This window comes from Cytobacillus sp. GQ23, assembly GCF_059758675.1.
The window spans coordinates 90,635-107,999 of the sequence record NZ_JCAXER010000016.1 but is presented as its reverse complement, the minus strand read 5'-3'; the positions used below and the strand labels follow the sequence as shown (position 1 = coordinate 107,999).

Here is a 17,365-nt window from a genome sequence, read left to right as displayed (position 1 = left end):
GATATATCAATCTGAAATAAGGCTATCTAAATGATCAAAAAACGACGGATAGGATACAGAAATTGATTCTTTCTGCTGAAGCTGGACTTCACCCTTAGAAATGGCAGCAGCAACTGCCAGCATCATGCCGATCCGGTGGTCTCCATGGCTTGAAACTGTTCCCCCTGAAAGAGATGATTTTCCCTTGATGACCATTCCATCTTCTGTAGCTGTAATCACGGCTCCAAGCTTTGATAGTTCATTGACAACTGTATCAATGCGATTCGTTTCCTTAACCTTTAGCTCCTCCGCATCCTTAATTACTGTTTCTCCCTCTGCTTGTGTTGCAAGCAGAGCAATAATAGGAATTTCATCAATAAGCCGGGGAATAAGCGACCCTTCAATAACAGTTCCCTTTAGATTGGAAGTTCTGATGGTAATATCTCCTGCAGGCTCGGCAGATCCATTTTCATACGGCTCAATGCTGATATCCGCACCCATCTGCTCTAATACGTCAATAATGCCGGTTCTTGTAGGGTTCAATCCAACGTTACGTAATGTAATCTCACTATCCGGTACGATGGCTCCAGCAGCAAGGAAGAAAGCAGCAGAAGATATGTCACCTGGAACGTGAATTTCTGTCCCTGTCAGTGTTTGGCCTCCTTGAACCCTGATTGCTTGCCCGTCAGCTGCAACTTCCCCTCCAAATTGTGTGATCATTCTTTCAGTATGATCACGTGTCTTCACAGGTTCAATAATGACTGTTTCCCCGCTTGCCTGCAGACCGGCAAAGAGCAGTGATGATTTAACCTGTGCACTCGCGACAGGAAGCTCATATGCTATTCCTGATAATGGGCCTCCAATGACTGATAATGGGGTGAATTCACCATTCTTCCTCCCATGGATCTTCGCACCAAATAAACCTAGCGGCACGGTCACTCTTGTCATTGGCCTTTTGGCAATTGATTCATCACCGACAAGCACTGAATGGAACGGGCGCCCAGCCAGAATCCCCATCATAAGGCGTATGGTTGTACCGGAATTGCCAACGTCCAGAATACCATCCGGTTCCTGTAATCCATCCATTCCCTGCCCTATAATCGTCACTTGATTGCCTTCCTGCTCAATAGTTACCCCCAGCTTGCGGAAGCAGGCTATCGTACTCAGACAGTCCTCTCCGAGCAAAAAATTAGTTACAACTGTCTTCCCCTTTGCAATTGACCCAAACATTACAGAACGATGAGATATGGATTTATCACCAGGTACCGCTATTTCTCCGCTTAATCCTTTTAGATCTGATTTCAATTTTGCCGGAATCATCTATAAACACCCTTTGCTGGTTTGATAAAGTAAAACTCCAATAGTGGGAAGTGCTTTTCTCCCTGCTGAAACAATCAGTTTGCCACCGCTTATCCGGACTTGATTCCTGATTCTTAAAGCAGGGTCTAACCGCCCGTTAGACTGTGACAAATTTGTTTTACAGGCCGATTGTTGTTTCATAGCTTGTATACTTCTCCAGGCAAGTGATTGCCCGATCCCGGTCCTCTTCCGTTTGAAAACTGATAACCAGGACTCCATAAATTTCTTCTCTTGTCTCCAGGATTCGAATATTCGTTATGCTTATTTCTTCCTTGGCCAAATATCCAGTGATTTCAGAAATGACACCAGGGTAGTCTGGTACATCCACGAAAAGGTCATAAAATGCAGGAATTGCTCCCTTTTCTTTTTGCGGCAGATCATCCCTGAACGTTTTCGCATGGGAAAAATAGTCAAAAATGCCCTCACTATTTTCCTGTTTGAGGATGGATTTCACTATCTCCATTTCTTCCTGCCAATCTTCCATTAACTTAAGCAGCACCTCTTTATTCTGGAGCAGAATATCCCTCCACATGGCCGGGCTGCTGGAGGCAATCCTGGTAATATCCCTAAAGCCTCCAGCTGCCAGTCTTGGAATCAGCTTGTGCGTACGGCTTGTTTTTTCCGCCTGATGCACAAGGGAAGCAGCTATCACATGCGGAAAATGGCTGACGATACCGGTTATATAATCATGTTCATCAGGAGCAATGGTAAGAAATTTCGCTTTAGTCCCTGAAAGCCATTCTTTTAACCTTTCAACTTCAGCCGCAGGAATATGTTCCTCAGGAGTGAGCAGATAAAAGGCATTTTCAAAAAGCAAATCTTTTGCTGCTGTCACACCGCTCTTGTGGGATCCTGCCATTGGGTGTCCTCCAATAAAGGTAATTCCTTTTTCCTTTAGCACCTTTGCACAGCTGACAATTTCTTTTTTTGTGCTGCCTGCATCCGAAATGATGACATTGTCTTTCAAATCACATTCTTTTAATATATGTATAACTTTTTGAGTTTCCTGTACAGGTGCAGCTATTAAAATTAAATCTGCATCCCTCGCCCCATCTTTAATAGTAGCAGAAATTTCGTCTGCGACCCCCAGCATCTCGGCAAGGCGCCCCTGCTCTTTATTTACATCAAAGCCGATGATCAGGCTATCTCTATGCTTCCTTTTTATTGACAGGGCCAATGAACCTCCGATCAGCCCAAGGCCAATAATAAAAATTTTTCCTCTCATCCTCTCACCGCCTTTATTAAAAATAATTCAGAGGCATCATGATGCCTCTGAATGGATATCGAAAAGTATTTAATACTGCTAACCCCAGCGAGTGCCTACAAGGCTGCAGCCTGCTTTGCAAGGTATTGATCCATTGCGCTAAGCACACCCTCATTCTGTTCCTTAGAACCAACGGTGACACGGACATAACCTGGGAAGCCAAGTGCCTTGCCTGAGCGCACAATATACCCTCTTTCAAGCAAAAATTGAAACACCTCATCAGAATCGGCATTAAAATTGATTAATATGAAGTTTCCCTGTGATGGGTAATAATCCAGTCCATTCTCTTCACAGTAAGCATAAAACTGTTCCAGCCCTTCACGATTTTTCCGTTTGCATTCTTCAATGAAATTCTGGTCCTCTATGGCAGCAGCTGCTGCAGCCTGGGCAAACTTGTTGACATTAAACGGCTCCCTTACCGGTTCGAGCGCTTTAATCGTTTGAGAATTTGCAATTCCATAGCCTACCCGAAGGCTCGCTAAGCCATAAATTTTGGAGAATGTACGCAGGACAATCAAATTTTCATAATTTCGGATTAAATCCAATGAATTGACGTAATCCTCTGCTGTTACATATTCATAATAAGCCTCATCAAGGACAATCAATACATCCTGAGGCACCTTTTGCAGGAAAGAAAGTAATGCAGACTCATTAATATAGTTCCCGGTCGGATTGTTTGGACTGCATACCCATACTACAGCTGTTTTTTCATCGATCGCAGCGAGCATTCCTTCAAGATCATGCTCCCCTTCAACTAATGGAATTTCTCTGATTTCCGCACCTTCCACTACAGCATTATGCCTATATTGCGGAAATGTTGGCGCAGCCATAACCGTATTGGTTTCCGGACTTAATAGGGCTCTCGAAATCATTTGAATTATTTCATCTGAACCGTTGCCAAAGATCAGCTGATCTTCCTGTACGCTTAAATGACCAGCCAAAACCGAGCGCAGCTCAGAAGCATATCCATCGGGATAAAGCGCAAAAAATGATGGAGACTGATTCATTGTAAAAAGAACTTTTTCAGAGCATCCAAAAGGATTCTCATTTGAAGCAAGCTTCACAATTTTATCCAGACCATATTCTTTTTTTACTTGATCAATTGATTTTCCCGGCTGGTAAGGAGTTAAATTCAACAGCTGTTCCTTCCACTTCATTTAAATCCACCTCTTTTTTTTATCACTTTCACTTGTTTTCGCATTAAAATGTGATTGATCTGTCACTGCATTATTACAAAACTCTCCTTTAAGGAGAGTTCGTGGTGTTCAGATCTGGCCGAAGCCTGATGGCTCCACGCAAATAAATATGGCGGATATCCTTTTGAGGAACATCCATATTCACATGCATCATAACCCTGATACAATTGGGGAGTGATCCCTCAACAGGGATTTCGCTCATGCACATGACTGGAACATATGTCCAGCCCTCTATTGAACGCATTGCCTTTGCGGGAAAGGCTGCTGTTAATTCTTCCGTAACGGATATAAAGACAGAAGCAACATCATCAGGTACAATCTCATTCTCCTGAATCATCTGCCTGATGAGCAGCTCAGTCGCTTCTAATATCTCAGCCTCACAATTCTGTTCTACGGTGACGGCTCCCCTCACCCCTCGGATCACTTGCAGCACCTCCCAAAGCTGAATATCAGCCTTTTTATCTCTCAGTCATATACTCAAGCTTATTTATTTTGTAAAAAGAGCAAGCTCCTGCAAAATCAGGTCATCAGAAGCCTGATATATGACAGGCTTACCCACTTCCTCTAAAAGAACAAAGCGGACATTTTGGCCTTCCGATTTTTTATCCTGTTTCATCCGGCCAAGCAGGTTTGAATGTGCTAAATCTTCCGGGAGATCTGTTTTGTAGCCCAGCTGTTCAAGCCAGCGCTTGAATTCGTTAATATCAAAGCAAAGGCCCAGCAGTGTTTTACTTAATTGAAGTGCGAATAACATTCCTACTGCAACAGATTCGCCATGTGTCCATTCTCCATAGCCCTTCTCCGCTTCAATTGCATGGCCAAGCGTATGGCCGAAATTCAGAAATGCCCGAACTCCAGCCTCCTTTTCATCCTCTGCAACAATACTGCCTTTGATCTCTATTCCCTTTGTAAGCATCTTACTTACTTCATCAGGTGGAAGGCTCTCAAGGGAACGGATATTGTTTTTAAGGCTTAAATAAAAGTTCATATCATGTATCAGGCTATGTTTTATGACTTCTGCAAACCCAGAACGCATCTCCTTTTGCGGGAGAGAATCAAGAAATGTCAGATCATAAAATACTGCCTGGGGCTGGTAAAAAGACCCTACCATATTTTTTCCTGAAGGATGGTTGATGGCCACCTTCCCTCCAACTGCGCTGTCATGTGCCAGGATGGTAGTCGGAATTTGAATGAAAGGTATTCCCCTCATAAATGTGGCTGCCACAAAACCTGCCAAATCTCCGACAGCTCCACCGCCAAACGCCAGGATTAGTGATTTTCGGTCAAGTTTATGTTCCAGCGCAAATGACAGGCATTGGTAGTATACTTCAAATGTTTTGGCACTCTCGCCGCTTGGCACTGTACAGACCTTTGCCTCCATCCCGGTAAGTGCTGTTTCCAGCACTGGCAGATGTAAGCCCCGAACCGTTTCATCGGTGATGATCATTAAATTCGTCAAGGCTGGAAAAGTATCTCTAATATAAGACCCCAATCCCTCAATTGCTCCAGTTCCTAAATAAACTGGATAGGTCCTGTCAGGTGTTTTGATTAAAACCCTTTTCATTAAAACTCCCTCGCAAATTGCCTTTGCTGATCAACAGAAGCTTTCAATGTTTCAAAACGATCAGAATAGAACTGATCCACTATAGCTGAAGCAAGTTCCCACGCAATCACATTTTCTGCAACAACGGCAGCGGCTGGCACAGCACAGCTGTCAGAACGCTCTATGCTTGCTGTGAAGGGTTCTTTTGTTTCAATATCGACACTTTGCAGGGGTTTATAAAGAGTTGGTATTGGCTTCATTACTCCTCTGATGACGATAGGCATCCCCGTTGACATGCCCCCCTCTAAGCCGCCAAGGCGGTTCGTTTTCCGATAATAGCCTTTATCCGGGTCCCAAGCGATTTCATCATGAACTTCACTTCCTGGCTTTCTAGCTGCGTCGAAACCTATTCCAAACTCCACACCTTTAAAAGCATTAATGCTCACCATTGCACCAGCAAGCTTCGAATCGAGCTTTCGGTCATAGTGCACATAGCTTCCAACTCCCGGAGGCATCCCTTCAACAATAACCTCCACTATTCCGCCAATGGAATCGCCATTTTCCTTTGCGGAATCGATGGCTTCCATCATTTTATGGGCAGCAGCCTGGTCCAGACAGCGAACAGGCGATTCTTCTGTAATTTCCTTTAGTTCCTGAAGTGAAGAATACTCTCTTTGGCCTGAAACAACGCCGCCAATTTCAATAACATGTGCTGCAATCTCAATCCCAAGCTCGGAAAGCAGTTTTTTTGCAGCTGCACCGGCAGCCACTCTAACTGTAGTTTCTCTGGCTGAAGATCGTTCCAAAACATTTCTCATATCCCTGTGCCCATATTTCAAGGCTCCATTTAAATCAGCATGGCCAGGGCGAGGACGGGAGATTTTTCTTTTCACTTCAGCCTCATCTTCAGGATTAAGAGGGTCCTGGCCCATAATTTTAGTCCAGTGCTTCCAATCATTATTCTCAACAACAAGTGCTACCGGGGATCCCAGTGTGTAACCATGGCGGATCCCTGCTGTTATTTGAACAGTATCTTTTTCAATTTGCATTCTTCTGCCTCTGCCATATCCTTTTTGGCGTCTGGCAAGCTCTTCATTAATTTCTGAATCTACAAGCGGCATTCCTGCCGGCAGCCCTTCTATTATAGTGGTCAGCTGCGGTCCGTGAGATTCACCAGATGTAAGATATCTCAAAACTCTTTCCCCCTTCAACTCATTAAAGGATTATGTATCAATATAACATAATGATAAATATAAGAATAGATAAAGTTGAAAATTCCTATATATTTTATTTTTTTTTAGAATGGAGCCATTCTAACACGAATATTTATTTACCGCCAAACGAAAATAGCAAAAGAAAAGAGGATGACCAAAAACCATCCTCCCTGCTGCTATTATTCTTTTCTATAAAAGAAGGTTTCAGCAGATGCCAGGTGATAACGGCCTGAGTTAAAAATTTGTTCAGTGCTCCCAACAAAGAATATGCCATCTTTTTTTAAAGCGCCGCTGAATTTATGATATAGCTGATCTTTTGCTTCCTCTGTAAAATAAATAAGAACGTTTCTGCATACAATGAGATCAAACGGACCTCCAAAATCCTCTGAAAGGAGATTTTGCTTTTTAAAGGTTACTGTCCTTTTTATATCATCGGATATTTTATAGAAACTCCCTTCTTGCTTAAAAAATTTCTGTCTCATCGTGACAGGAACTTCATTAAGCGAACGCTCAGGATATATCCCCAGCCGCGCTCTTGCCAGTGCATTTTCATCAATATCAGTTGCAGTAATTTTGATTTGGGGTATCGGCAGCATCTTAGATAAAATCATGGCAATTGTATAGGGTTCTTCACCAGTGGAACAGGCTGCACTCCAGATTTTCAGATTCTTATTTTGGTCTAATAGTCCAGGCAGGATTTTTTTTTCGAGTACTTCCCATCTTTGGGCATTCCGGTAAAATTCAGAAACATTTATTGTCATCCTGTCCAAAAAATCATTCAGCAGTTCTCTATCCTTAACTATTGTGCTAAAAAAACTCCCAAATGATTGAAACCCTTTTTTCTCATAAAGGGATATAAGCCTTCTCTTCATTTGAGCTTCTTTGTATAGTGATAGATCAATCCCTGTTTTTCTTTTTATATTTTGAATAAATTCCTGATAATCGTCAATCATTCTATTTCCCCTCTATAGTTTCCGGAGAGCTAGTGTTTATTATCTATGCCCATCCAGCTGAAGTATTGAATCCGGTTACAAAAAAAGCACTTGTCATGGACAAGTGCTCTTAGAATATTAGTTAATCCAGTCATTCATTAATTTTTTGTATTCCACTTTTTCTTCTTCTTTGAAGAAAAGGCCAATTTCACGTTCTGCACTTGCAGGTGAATCGGATCCATGGATTACATTTTTTCCAACGGTAATGCCGAAATCTCCGCGGATTGTTCCAGGAGCAGCATCTTTAGGGTTTGTTGAACCCATCATCTGACGAGCTGTTGCGATAACATTTTCGCCTTCCCAAACCATTGCGAAAACCGGTCCGGATGTAATAAAGTCAACAAGCTCTCCAAAGAACGGACGCTCTTTATGCTCTCCATAATGCTCTTCAGCAAGTTCCTGGCTGATGCTCATCAGCTTGCCGCCTACTAGCTGAAAGCCTTTCTTTTCAAAACGGGAAACGATTTCCCCAATTAGATTGCGCTGTACACCGTCTGGTTTAACCATTAAAAAAGTTCTTTCCATTGATTTCCACTCCTAAAACTTATGTATAGTTATAATGTTAATCCACGAAAATATTATCATTGTTTTGAAAATTTAGCAACAGAAATTTGGAAGCGCTTTTAATTTTTAGCTGTTTTACAGTTTTTTTCTAATTGCATTATATTTCTGAGTTGATTGCAGCAGATAGTGTGAGAAAATGCAAACTTCGTGCGATGTGTACTCAAGAAAGCTTATTCAAGGTCCTGCGGGGCAGCTGGACAGGTAACCCTGGCAAGGCGCTTTACGTTTAGGGGGATTGTCTCGCGGTTAGCTGAACATTCTATAGCGGAAATTAACAGATTACATTAATAAGCAATAAATTTAAACTCCTAAAACATAAATTGCCGACACTTTGGAAGAGTGCCGGCAATTTATATAGGTGATTAAAATTTTCTTTTGCCTATGAATTTTGCAATATCCCGCAAGGCTTTCTTAGACCTGGAATGAGGCAGCTCTTCGAGTACCCCTAGGGCTTTTTGCAGATATTTATCACTGATTTGCAGAGAGTTTTCAATGGCGCCTGAGTCTTTCACCAAGGTAATTATTTTCTCAATATCACTTCGATCAGTTCCCTCGTGAACTCTCCTTATTTGTTCGGAGATTCTATTATCCTCCATTGCCAATAAAGCAGGAAGCGTAATATTTCCCTGATGCAGATCTCCTCCTGCAGGCTTGCCAAGTTCTTTTTCTGTTCCCACAAAATCCAGGACATCGTCTATGATCTGATAGGACATTCCCACAAAATAGCCGAATTTAAAAAGTTTTTTATGTATATCTTCTTCTACATTAGCCGCAATCCCGCCAAGCTGGCAGCTCACGGCAATCAGCATGGCTGTTTTTCTTTTTATTCTTCGGAAATATGTCCTGAGATTCTGATCATAGTTGTACTTATCTTTAATTTGCTCTATTTCGCCAATACACAGCTCCACAAGTGTATGAGAGAGAATTTTATGTGCATGCGGATTTTCCACATTTGTTATTAATTCCAGTGCGCGCGCAAAAATATAATCACCGGTATACATGGCAATTTTATTATCCCATTTTGCTTTAATCGTAGGCTGACCGCGGCGAAGTTCTGCATCATCAATAACATCATCATGGACAAGTGACGCCATATGGATTAGCTCCAGTGATACAGCTACGTTTTTAATTTTATCAATATCGTATTCTCCGAACTTCGCAGCCAGCAAAACGAAAACAGGCCGGATTCTTTTCCCCCCGGCCTGAAGCAGATGCAGGGAAGCCTGATGCAATAGGGGAGACTCAGCCTTAATCGTCTCCTCCAGCTCGTTCTCTATAAGATTTAAATCTGAATTTAAAAATGAATACATCATTTTCAATTTCATTGCTTACTCACCCAGCTTATCGATCCCGTCTGATCTATTCTCTATCTACCACGAGAAACATACAGAACAAGTTATTATTTTTATTTCGTCCCAATGTGTACGGCAGCCACTCCGCCACTATATGGCTTAAATGTAACGTTTTTAAACCCTGCTTCTTCAAACATTCCTGCAAGTTCTTTCATGCCGGGAAAGTCTCTTGCTGATTCCTGCAGCCAGGAATATTCATTAAAGCTTTTGGCAAAAAGCTTTCCGAACATAGGCATAATGAAGCGGAAGTAGAAATAATATGCCTGTTTGTATCCGAACAGAGTTGGCTGAGAAGTCTCCAGACACACTGCTAAGCCGCCCGGCTTTACAACACGGTGCATTTCTTTTAACACCTGAAGATAATCCGGAACGTTACGCAGGCCAAAACCGATTGTAACATAATCGAAGGAATTGTCAGCAAAAGGAAGCTCCATTGCATTGCCATGCACAAGCTCAACTTGCTTGAGTTTCCGCTCCTTGATTTTTTCCTCGCCGATTTTCAGCATGTTTTTGCTGAAATCCAAGCCTACCACTTTACCGCTTTCACCTACAGCTTCAGCAAGCGCAATAGACCAGTCGGCAGTACCGCAGCATACATCAAGAGCTTTTGAACCTTTTTGAACATTCATCTTTTTCATTGTATCTTTGCGCCATCTTAAATGCTGCTGAAAACTGATAACTGAATTCATTTTATCGTAGTTGCCATAAATCTTTTCAAATACACTATGGACACGTTCTTCTTTTGATTGCTGCATATTTTTATCCTTCTTCCACAAAAGTTTTAGCCACAGACTGATTATTATTGAAAATGCAGTGTATACGCTTCTCTAATAATTCATTTGCTATAGGAAATTTCAGCAGTGATTGATCGACAATATTTCTTGAAAAATCGATATACCTGTCACAAATGAGGATCAGATAATTCCGCTGCTCAGCAGACATCTCCTTCACTTTTGGGAAAGTCAGCTTTTTAAGCGCTTCAAAAACAACTGAGGTGCCTTCTTTCATGAACTGCTGCTTCTCCAAAATTAGACGCTTAATGAATAAAAGATTGGAAATTACATCTTTCCATGCCGCTTTGCTGAATGCGTCAGCCAGTTTTTCAAAAAGTGCAGCCTCTATTTTCCTGACTGAATTCATCAGACTGTCTACCGCTTCAGGGGTTTTCTGATATAACGAAATTTTATGCTCATTTACATCTTTAATCCCATCTGCAAAGGCTCTGATCATTCGGATATCATCAAAAGCCGCCAGAATCTTGTAATATAATCCGCTGTAATAAACACCTGCAAGGACAGTAAGCTGTCTATGTTTAAGACCTTTGTCTTCAGATTCATCATTTTTAACAAGTTCATGGGTATCAAGGGCGATTTGGATAAGCATTGCAGTTACCGCATATTTTTCTGCTTTTGAGTCAGGTATCTCCACATCATCGAGTAAAGAGATAAAAAGCAGAAGCTTGTCTTCATCAATTACAGGTGAGTCAATGTACCTGAGCAGATAAGGGTGGTTTACTTTTTTTTCAATCTGTTCTTTCACATCTGCTAATTTAATCTTCACATCATGCATGCCATCACCCTTGTTTCCCCTTAATTTTCTTTTTCCAGCCGCTATTTCTCTCGTGATTACTGCACAAAGAGAACGGATACAAAACATTTAACACATTCTTATCTATTTTTAGCCAATTGATTGGTTCCTATTAAATATAAAACGGGCAAAAAAAGCCTTTTACCCGGTATCTTGTATTAAAGATAATTAATCAAGCAGAGACAATTATATCATAAATGACAGGAACATGTCAGGACATTATCTTATGAAAATATTCAGCCCTTTAATTCCAGCGGAAATCTATTTCTTAGACTCACTTTCAAGCTCTCCATAGCTTGTCATAATCCTTGCATTTCCCCTGATCTTAATCGCAGAAGTATGCTCTGTAAATTGCGCAATCATTACTTCTCCCTGATCAAGTTTTTCGGAATGGTGAAATCTTGTATCAGATCCTCTTGTTAACCCAATAACATTAACACCGTCTTCTTTGGCCTTTATCACAATATAATCATTTGCTGACGGATTTTTCTTTTCCATTCATACCATCCTTTGCTAAATGTTGGTGGTTGATAATTTTTTACAAAAAAAGGCTAAAAGTTTTATCTTTCAGCCTTTGACTTGTTTATTCCCTGAACTTAATTGATGAACAGAGTTCATATTTATTGTTTTATCAGCGAAAGGACTTCAGCACGAGCTCTTGCATCCTCTGCTAATACACCTCTTACTGCTGATGTTACCGTTTTAGAACCCGGCTTTTTAACTCCGCGCATTGTCATGCACATATGTTCAGCTTCCACAACAACCATCACACCATGCGGTTCAAGCTTTTCCAGGATGGCGTTTGCGACAGTAGATGTAATGCGTTCCTGAAGCTGAGGGCGTTTTGCAACAGCTTCTACTGCTCTGGCGAGTTTGCTTAAACCTGTTACTCTGCCGCCTTTCGGAATGTACGCCACATGGGCAACACCAAAGAATGGGACGAGATGATGTTCACACATAGAGTAGAATGGAATATCTTTAACTAATACAAGTTCTTCATGGTCTTCGCCAAATACTGTTTCAAAGTATTCTTTAGGATCCTGGTTAAGCCCCATAAAAACCTCTTCATACATTTTCGCGACTCGCTTTGGTGTATCAAGAAGTCCTTCACGATTCGGGTCTTCACCGATTGCTTCCAATATTAAACGCACCGCATCTTCTATCTGGGCACGATTTACCTCTGCCATAATTATGCCTCCTAAGTAATAACACTGTGGTAATAATATTTTCATATTAGCATAACGCCCTCATTCAGGCAAAACTGAAACCTCTTCCCGGGAGCAAAATAAAATACCTGAAATAGGGTCAATCTTCTGCTTAAAATGCCAAAAGAAAAAACCGCGAATAATTCGCGGTTTTTTGCTCAAGCATAAGCTTTAAGCACTTGTATGTAGATTATTTAACTGCATCTTTAAGCGCTTTGCCTGGTTTGAAAGCAGGAACTTTGCTTGCAGCGATTTCGATTTCTTCACCAGTTTGCGGGTTGCGTCCTTTGCGGGCAGCACGTTCGCGAACTTCAAAGTTTCCGAAACCGATTAGTTGTACCTTATCACCATTTTTCAAAGCATCTAAGATTGTATCGAAAACAGCATCAACTGCTTTAGTCGCGTCTTTTTTAGAAAGTTCGCCAGCTTCAGCAACTGCGTTAATTAGTTCTGTTTTGTTCATGCCTTTCACCTCCTCCCAAATATGGATAAAACCCAGTAAAATAAGATTCCTTACATACATTTGTAAACAAAATTACTGAATTCTATACGTTATGGCGTGTTTTTGTTTAACAAGCCTTATATTAAATGATTAATTGAGATTTTTCAATCAAAAACTCATTATAAACCCTTTAAAAATAAGGGTTTTAGCCGCCATAACGGTAATTCTGTTAAAAGATTATCACAATCAAATGCTGTTATCAAGAATATTTCATGATTTAATGGGAATCTTTTCTTCTTTGCAACATATTTGTAACACGCTGACCTGATTTTTATACCCTTAACGCGCTGGCTGAAACATAATTTTTCTAGATTGCAGGGTTGGCACATACATAAGAACAGCTGGGTTCGGACTCAAAGTTTTGGATTTGGCTTCTTTTAGGTCCTAAACTGGCTCAGGTTCAGAAACTGAAACTCACTTCTCCTGCAATAAAAAAAAGACTCCAAAAGGAGCCTTCATTACAGGATTATCGCAATTAACCCTCCTGAGCCTTCGTTGATAATTCTTTCTAAAGTCTCTTTTAGTTTATATCTTGCATTTTCAGGCATCAGGGACAGTTTTGCCTGAATTCCCTCTCTGACAATGGAGCTGAGGCTCCGTCCAAAGATGTCGGAGTTCCAGATTGAAAGCGGATCATCTTCAAAGTCCTGCATCAGGTAGCGGACGAGTTCTTCGCTTTGCTTTTCTGTTCCGATAATTGGAGAGAATTCAGATTCCACATCTACTTTTATCATATGAATAGATGGAGCAACTGCTTTAAGCCTTACACCAAAGCGTGATCCATGGCGTGTGATCTCCGGTTCATCGAGGCTCATATCAGCCAGTGAAGGAGCAGCAATGCCATAGCCTGTTTGCTTTACCATTCTCAATGCATCGGAAATTTGATCATACTCTGCTTTTGCATGGGCAAATTCCTGCATCAGCTCGAGCAAGTGGTCTTTTCCGCGGATTTCAACACCAACTATCTCTTTCAATACCTCATCATAAAGATCGTCCGGCGCATATAAGTCAATTTCGGCTACACCCTGCCCCATTTCAATTCCTGCAAGGCCTGCCCGGTCAATGAATTCAAAGTCGCTGAATTGATGGACCACACGGTCTACATCTCTCAGTCTCTTAATATCCTTAACCGTTTCTTTAACTGCTTCCTGATAGCTCTCACGAAGCCAGTGATCTTCATGCAGCACCATCACCCAGCTTGGAAGATTCACATTGACTTCCAGTACCGGGAACTCGTAGAGTGCTTCACGCATAACATTTAATACATCCGATTCCCTCATGCCTTCTACACTCATGGCAAGGACTGGGATGTCATATTTTTCAGCAAGATCATTTCTCAGGGCATCCGTATTAGGGTGGTGAGGCTGCACACTGTTAATGATCATGATAAATGGTTTGCCAACTTCCTTTAATTCTTCAATAACCCTTTCTTCGGCTTCCAGGTAATTCGCACGCGGTATTTCCCCGATTGTTCCGTCAGTTGTTATTACCACTCCGATTGTGGAATGCTCCTGGATCACCTTTCTTGTTCCTATCTCAGCAGCTTCGTGAAAAGGAATCGGCTCTTCATACCAAGGGGTATTGATCATTCTCGGGCCGTTTTCGTCTTCGTACCCCTTCGCCCCCGGCACTGTATATCCCACACAGTCCACAAGCCTGATATTTACATCCAGCCCTTCTGCTACATGAACGGTAGCAGCCTGGTTAGGGACAAATTTCGGTTCTGTTGTCATAATGGTCTTGCCGGCAGCACTTTGCGGAAGCTCATCCTGTGTGCGTGCACGTTCTGCTTCGTTCTCCATATTTGGAAGTACAACCAATTCCATAAACTTTTTTATAAATGTAGATTTGCCGGTGCGAACTGCGCCAACTACTCCGAAATATATATCGCCGCCAGTTCTTTCGGCAATATCTTTAAAAATATCAACCTTTTCCAAGTGATCCCCTCCTGAAATCTTGAGTTAATGGGATAATATTATCCTATCTATTATGTTTGGACATTATATGTGTATGATGTTGTCCTACATTGTTATGACAGTTTTTTTTCTTTTTACCCCCCTAACAGGAAAGTGCACCGCACCTGTCAGTCCAGCTGAAAAATTCTCCAATCATATGACAGTCTGAAATGGACAGCAGGCCATTTCAAATTTCCTTTTTTATTTTTAAACTCCCCTGCTCCTTTATTTCTTTGCCTTTATGCTTTTAGTCATTAGTTGAAGAGTGGTTATAAAAGTATATAAAAAAATAACCCTTCTCCTACAATATATTTTGCAGGAGAAGGGTTATGACTATTTCACCAAAAAGATTGGATCATTTGTGCCGGGATCAAGTGTATAAGGAAGTGAATAGGCGGGAACAAAATCAGAATCCTCCACGAGAAGATTTCTAATATCTTTTCCAGGTTCAGGTTTGTTTTCTTTTTTCTCCAATGCCTGATACAAATCAACCCGATAGTCTACATATACCTCAGCATCGCCAGTAACAACATATGGCAGGCTTTGACCGCTATAAGGACTGAGGGCTTTGGGCTCTTCTTTATACCCTAACTTTTTAAAATCCATTGTAAAAACATTTTCAGCAATTTGCTCTTTGTATGGCGGGAATCCATGAGCCTTAACCCTCAGGTTAATATCCCTGATTGTTTCAGCAATTCTCAAATCAAAAATTTTCACTTTCGGATCTGTTTCTGCATCAACAATCACATATTGAAAAACTCCGCCTGATTCAAAAGCGTTTCCAGGAGGTTCCGCCATGTATTCCGGAGCAATTTTCTTAAAGTCAATTGGATACTTTTGATAGATTGGGGTTGTCTGCCCCTTTGTTTTAATCGGCAGGAGACCTCCTTTTGCTTCCCTATATTGGTCCACTGCAGATTGGACAGACTGAAGCTGATCTTTATAGGCTGTCTGGTTTTGAGATAATTTTTCTTCAGGATACATACAGCCTGTCAGAATTAAAGCTCCGCTTAGGATAAGCAAAAACATGTTAAAAGCTTTTATCATTTAATCAACCCTTTATGTAAAAGTGCTAGCTGCTTGTCGGACCGCTAAACACGACAAGCACAATAATGATCCCGCTTATGATCATTAAAAAATAGGCAACAATGGCTGTAATTATCTTAAATATGCCAGCTTTCAGCTTGTAGCGGCTAAAGTATATTAATATTATAGATAAAAACATAAACCCCATTGAAGCTAGGGAAATCCACATTTTCATTAAAGACGGTGACATATAATCAACTCCCTTTTCCGAAATGTATTATACCATATTAAATAGATAAATCTAAAAGCTTTTTATCACGAAAATTGAAGACAAAAAAAACCGAGGCAAAGAAGGGGCAATTCTTTACCTCAGCCATTTGACTAAATAACCCAGCACCCTGTTCATTACACTAGTTTGCTTCGTTGCATTGTATGCAGGAACCTGGTGTCTCGCATCATCTAATGCCTATATTTTTCAATTAATATAGATATCAGCTCTTTTTATTACCGCTTTGATCTTCCAAAACGTTTGCAAGGTCCTCCATCTCATGTGTTTTTCCTCTTGCCATCAGAAGATCAACTGCATCTTTCGCATTAACATTATTAAAAAGGACATCATATAGAACATTGGTAATTGGCATTTTTACGTCGTATTTTCGAGCCAGCTGATGGGCTGCTTTGGTGGTTCTGACTCCCTCTACGACCATCCCCATATTATCCAGGACTTCCTGCAGATTATGTCCCTTTCCAAGAAGGTTGCCTGCTCTCCAATTGCGTGAATGGACGGAAGTACATGTAACGATCAAATCCCCAATTCCTGCTAATCCTGAAAAAGTAAGCGGGCTCGCCCCCATCTTCATCCCGAGACGTGCAATTTCAGCAAGACCTCTCGTAATCAGGGCTGCCTTTGCATTGTCGCCATAGCCTAAGCCATCTGTAATTCCGGCAGCAAGGGCTATGATATTTTTTAGAGCACCGCCAATTTCCACTCCAATGATATCAGGGTTGGTATATACTCTAAAATTGTTATTTATAAACAAATCCTGAATTTTTTCCGCAGCGGCCATATTTTTTGATGATACCGTAACAGTTGTCGGATGTCTTAAACTAACTTCTTCTGCATGGCTTGGACCAGATAGCACAACTACACTGTCCAGAAGTTCATCTGGCATTTCCTCTTCAATCATTTCAGAAATCCTGAGTAGTGAATCAGGCTCGATTCCTTTACTTACGTGCACAATGGTTAGGGGCTCTTTTCTAATTCCATTGATCTTCCCGATTACTTCACGAATGGCCTTTGTCGGCACCGCCAATATCAAAGTATCTGTCCCCGTCAAAGCCTCTTCAAGCGATAAGTAACCTTTTATTTCTGCAGGCAGCTGTACTCCTGATAAATATTTTTGATTAGTATGATGCTTATTAATTTCCTCAATCTGATCAGGGTTATGGCCCCACAGTCTGACATCATGTCCATTATCAGCAAGCACCATCGCCAGGGCAGTTCCCCAGCTGCCGGCACCAGCTACAGCAACGCTTTCTTTTATCTGCTCCATTTGATCACTGCCTTTTAATGTATTTTGATGCATCAAAAATCATCCGATTCTGCCTGCCAGACGCATTATAAAGC

General features: G+C 41.3%; 18 protein-coding genes. All 18 read right to left on the bottom strand.

All coding sequences use genetic code 11. The features are described 5' to 3' along the window. Positions 1-6 precede the first annotated feature (6 nt). The 18 genes from aroA to AC6CHU_RS14810 all read right to left on the bottom strand — a co-directional run bounded on the left by aroA (position 7) and on the right by AC6CHU_RS14810 (position 17,291). Positions 7-1,299 carry a 3-phosphoshikimate 1-carboxyvinyltransferase gene (gene aroA / locus AC6CHU_RS14895; protein WP_498122155.1) on the bottom strand — a complete coding sequence of 431 codons (1,293 nt, stop codon included), beginning with the start codon at positions 1,297-1,299 and terminating at the stop codon, positions 7-9. 157 nt (positions 1,300-1,456) lie between these two features. After that, a complete protein-coding gene (locus AC6CHU_RS14890) occupies positions 1,457-2,563 on the bottom strand; it encodes a prephenate dehydrogenase (RefSeq protein ID WP_159864330.1) in 1,107 nt (368 codons plus the stop codon). A 95-nt stretch (positions 2,564-2,658) separates the two neighbouring features. After that, the gene (hisC, locus tag AC6CHU_RS14885; RefSeq protein WP_251283636.1) at positions 2,659-3,759 is read right to left on the bottom strand and encodes a histidinol-phosphate transaminase; all 1,101 of its coding nucleotides are present in this window, start codon (positions 3,757-3,759) and stop codon (positions 2,659-2,661) included. Between the two features lie 88 nt (positions 3,760-3,847). Then, a complete protein-coding gene (gene aroH, locus AC6CHU_RS14880; RefSeq protein WP_159864336.1) occupies positions 3,848-4,222 on the bottom strand; it encodes a chorismate mutase in 375 nt (124 codons plus the stop codon). A gap of 63 nt (positions 4,223-4,285) precedes the next feature. Beyond that, on the bottom strand, positions 4,286-5,362 hold the full coding sequence (aroB, locus tag AC6CHU_RS14875; RefSeq protein ID WP_498122153.1) for a 3-dehydroquinate synthase: 1,077 nt from the start codon (positions 5,360-5,362) through the stop codon (positions 4,286-4,288). Then, positions 5,362-6,534 carry a chorismate synthase gene (aroC, locus tag AC6CHU_RS14870; protein WP_498122151.1) on the bottom strand — a complete coding sequence of 391 codons (1,173 nt, stop codon included), beginning with the start codon at positions 6,532-6,534 and terminating at the stop codon, positions 5,362-5,364. Before aroC ends, aroB begins: the two co-directional genes overlap by 1 nt. A 200-nt stretch (positions 6,535-6,734) precedes the next feature. Then, positions 6,735-7,508 (bottom strand): CheR family methyltransferase, encoded by a 774-nt coding sequence (locus tag AC6CHU_RS14865; RefSeq protein ID WP_159864345.1) that lies wholly within the window; start codon positions 7,506-7,508, stop codon positions 6,735-6,737. A 117-nt stretch (positions 7,509-7,625) separates the two neighbouring features. After that, on the bottom strand, positions 7,626-8,072 hold the full coding sequence (gene ndk, locus AC6CHU_RS14860; RefSeq protein WP_159864348.1) for a nucleoside-diphosphate kinase: 447 nt from the start codon (positions 8,070-8,072) through the stop codon (positions 7,626-7,628). Between the two features lie 401 nt (positions 8,073-8,473). Further along, positions 8,474-9,436: a heptaprenyl diphosphate synthase component II gene (gene hepT, locus AC6CHU_RS14855; RefSeq protein WP_159864351.1), complete on the bottom strand. Its 963-nt coding sequence runs from the start codon at positions 9,434-9,436 to the stop codon at positions 8,474-8,476. Positions 9,437-9,516: 80 nt separating this feature from the next. Next, complete coding sequence (menG, locus tag AC6CHU_RS14850; RefSeq protein ID WP_251283638.1) at positions 9,517-10,218, bottom strand: demethylmenaquinone methyltransferase; 702 nt, start codon at positions 10,216-10,218, stop codon at positions 9,517-9,519. Between the two features lie 4 nt (positions 10,219-10,222). Next, positions 10,223-11,032 carry a heptaprenyl diphosphate synthase component 1 gene (locus AC6CHU_RS14845; RefSeq protein ID WP_159864357.1) on the bottom strand — a complete coding sequence of 270 codons (810 nt, stop codon included), beginning with the start codon at positions 11,030-11,032 and terminating at the stop codon, positions 10,223-10,225. A gap of 279 nt (positions 11,033-11,311) precedes the next feature. Further along, positions 11,312-11,548 carry a trp RNA-binding attenuation protein MtrB gene (mtrB, locus tag AC6CHU_RS14840; RefSeq protein WP_159864360.1) on the bottom strand — a complete coding sequence of 79 codons (237 nt, stop codon included), beginning with the start codon at positions 11,546-11,548 and terminating at the stop codon, positions 11,312-11,314. A 122-nt stretch (positions 11,549-11,670) separates the two neighbouring features. Further along, positions 11,671-12,237, bottom strand: coding sequence for a GTP cyclohydrolase I FolE (folE, locus tag AC6CHU_RS14835; protein WP_159864363.1), 567 nt, complete (start codon positions 12,235-12,237; stop codon positions 11,671-11,673). 208 nt (positions 12,238-12,445) lie between these two features. After that, entirely contained in the window at positions 12,446-12,718 is a 273-nt protein-coding gene (gene hbs / locus AC6CHU_RS14830) for a non-specific DNA-binding protein Hbs (RefSeq protein WP_009332755.1), read from the bottom strand. Between the two features lie 497 nt (positions 12,719-13,215). After that, positions 13,216-14,694, bottom strand: coding sequence for a stage IV sporulation protein A (spoIVA, locus tag AC6CHU_RS14825; protein WP_159864366.1), 1,479 nt, complete (start codon positions 14,692-14,694; stop codon positions 13,216-13,218). Positions 14,695-15,045: 351 nt separating this feature from the next. Next, on the bottom strand, positions 15,046-15,759 hold the full coding sequence (locus tag AC6CHU_RS14820) for a YphF family lipoprotein (protein ID WP_498122148.1): 714 nt from the start codon (positions 15,757-15,759) through the stop codon (positions 15,046-15,048). A gap of 25 nt (positions 15,760-15,784) precedes the next feature. Continuing rightward, positions 15,785-15,988, bottom strand: coding sequence for a DUF2768 domain-containing protein (locus AC6CHU_RS14815; RefSeq protein ID WP_159864372.1), 204 nt, complete (start codon positions 15,986-15,988; stop codon positions 15,785-15,787). Positions 15,989-16,229: 241 nt separating this feature from the next. Continuing rightward, positions 16,230-17,291 (bottom strand): NAD(P)H-dependent glycerol-3-phosphate dehydrogenase, encoded by a 1,062-nt coding sequence (locus tag AC6CHU_RS14810; RefSeq protein WP_201306530.1) that lies wholly within the window; start codon positions 17,289-17,291, stop codon positions 16,230-16,232. Positions 17,292-17,365 lie beyond the last annotated feature (74 nt).

Coding starts and splice junctions, on each gene's coding strand:
- aroA (WP_498122155.1), bottom strand. CDS start 1,299: ATGATTCCGGCAAAATTGAAATCAGATCTAAAAGGATTAAGCGGAGAA.
- AC6CHU_RS14890 (WP_159864330.1), bottom strand. CDS start 2,563: ATGAGAGGAAAAATTTTTATTATTGGCCTTGGGCTGATCGGAGGTTCA.
- hisC (WP_251283636.1), bottom strand. CDS start 3,759: ATGAAGTGGAAGGAACAGCTGTTGAATTTAACTCCTTACCAGCCGGGA.
- aroB (WP_498122153.1), bottom strand. CDS start 5,362: ATGAAAAGGGTTTTAATCAAAACACCTGACAGGACCTATCCAGTTTAT.
- AC6CHU_RS14865 (WP_159864345.1), bottom strand. CDS start 7,508: ATGATTGACGATTATCAGGAATTTATTCAAAATATAAAAAGAAAAACA.
- ndk (WP_159864348.1), bottom strand. CDS start 8,072: ATGGAAAGAACTTTTTTAATGGTTAAACCAGACGGTGTACAGCGCAAT.
- hepT (WP_159864351.1), bottom strand. CDS start 9,436: ATGAAATTGAAAATGATGTATTCATTTTTAAATTCAGATTTAAATCTT.
- menG (WP_251283638.1), bottom strand. CDS start 10,218: ATGCAGCAATCAAAAGAAGAACGTGTCCATAGTGTATTTGAAAAGATT.
- AC6CHU_RS14845 (WP_159864357.1), bottom strand. CDS start 11,032: ATGCATGATGTGAAGATTAAATTAGCAGATGTGAAAGAACAGATTGAA.
- mtrB (WP_159864360.1), bottom strand. CDS start 11,548: ATGGAAAAGAAAAATCCGTCAGCAAATGATTATATTGTGATAAAGGCC.
- folE (WP_159864363.1), bottom strand. CDS start 12,237: ATGGCAGAGGTAAATCGTGCCCAGATAGAAGATGCGGTGCGTTTAATA.
- hbs (WP_009332755.1), bottom strand. CDS start 12,718: ATGAACAAAACAGAACTAATTAACGCAGTTGCTGAAGCTGGCGAACTT.
- AC6CHU_RS14820 (WP_498122148.1), bottom strand. CDS start 15,759: ATGATAAAAGCTTTTAACATGTTTTTGCTTATCCTAAGCGGAGCTTTA.
- AC6CHU_RS14815 (WP_159864372.1), bottom strand. CDS start 15,988: ATGTCACCGTCTTTAATGAAAATGTGGATTTCCCTAGCTTCAATGGGG.
- AC6CHU_RS14810 (WP_201306530.1), bottom strand. CDS start 17,291: ATGGAGCAGATAAAAGAAAGCGTTGCTGTAGCTGGTGCCGGCAGCTGG.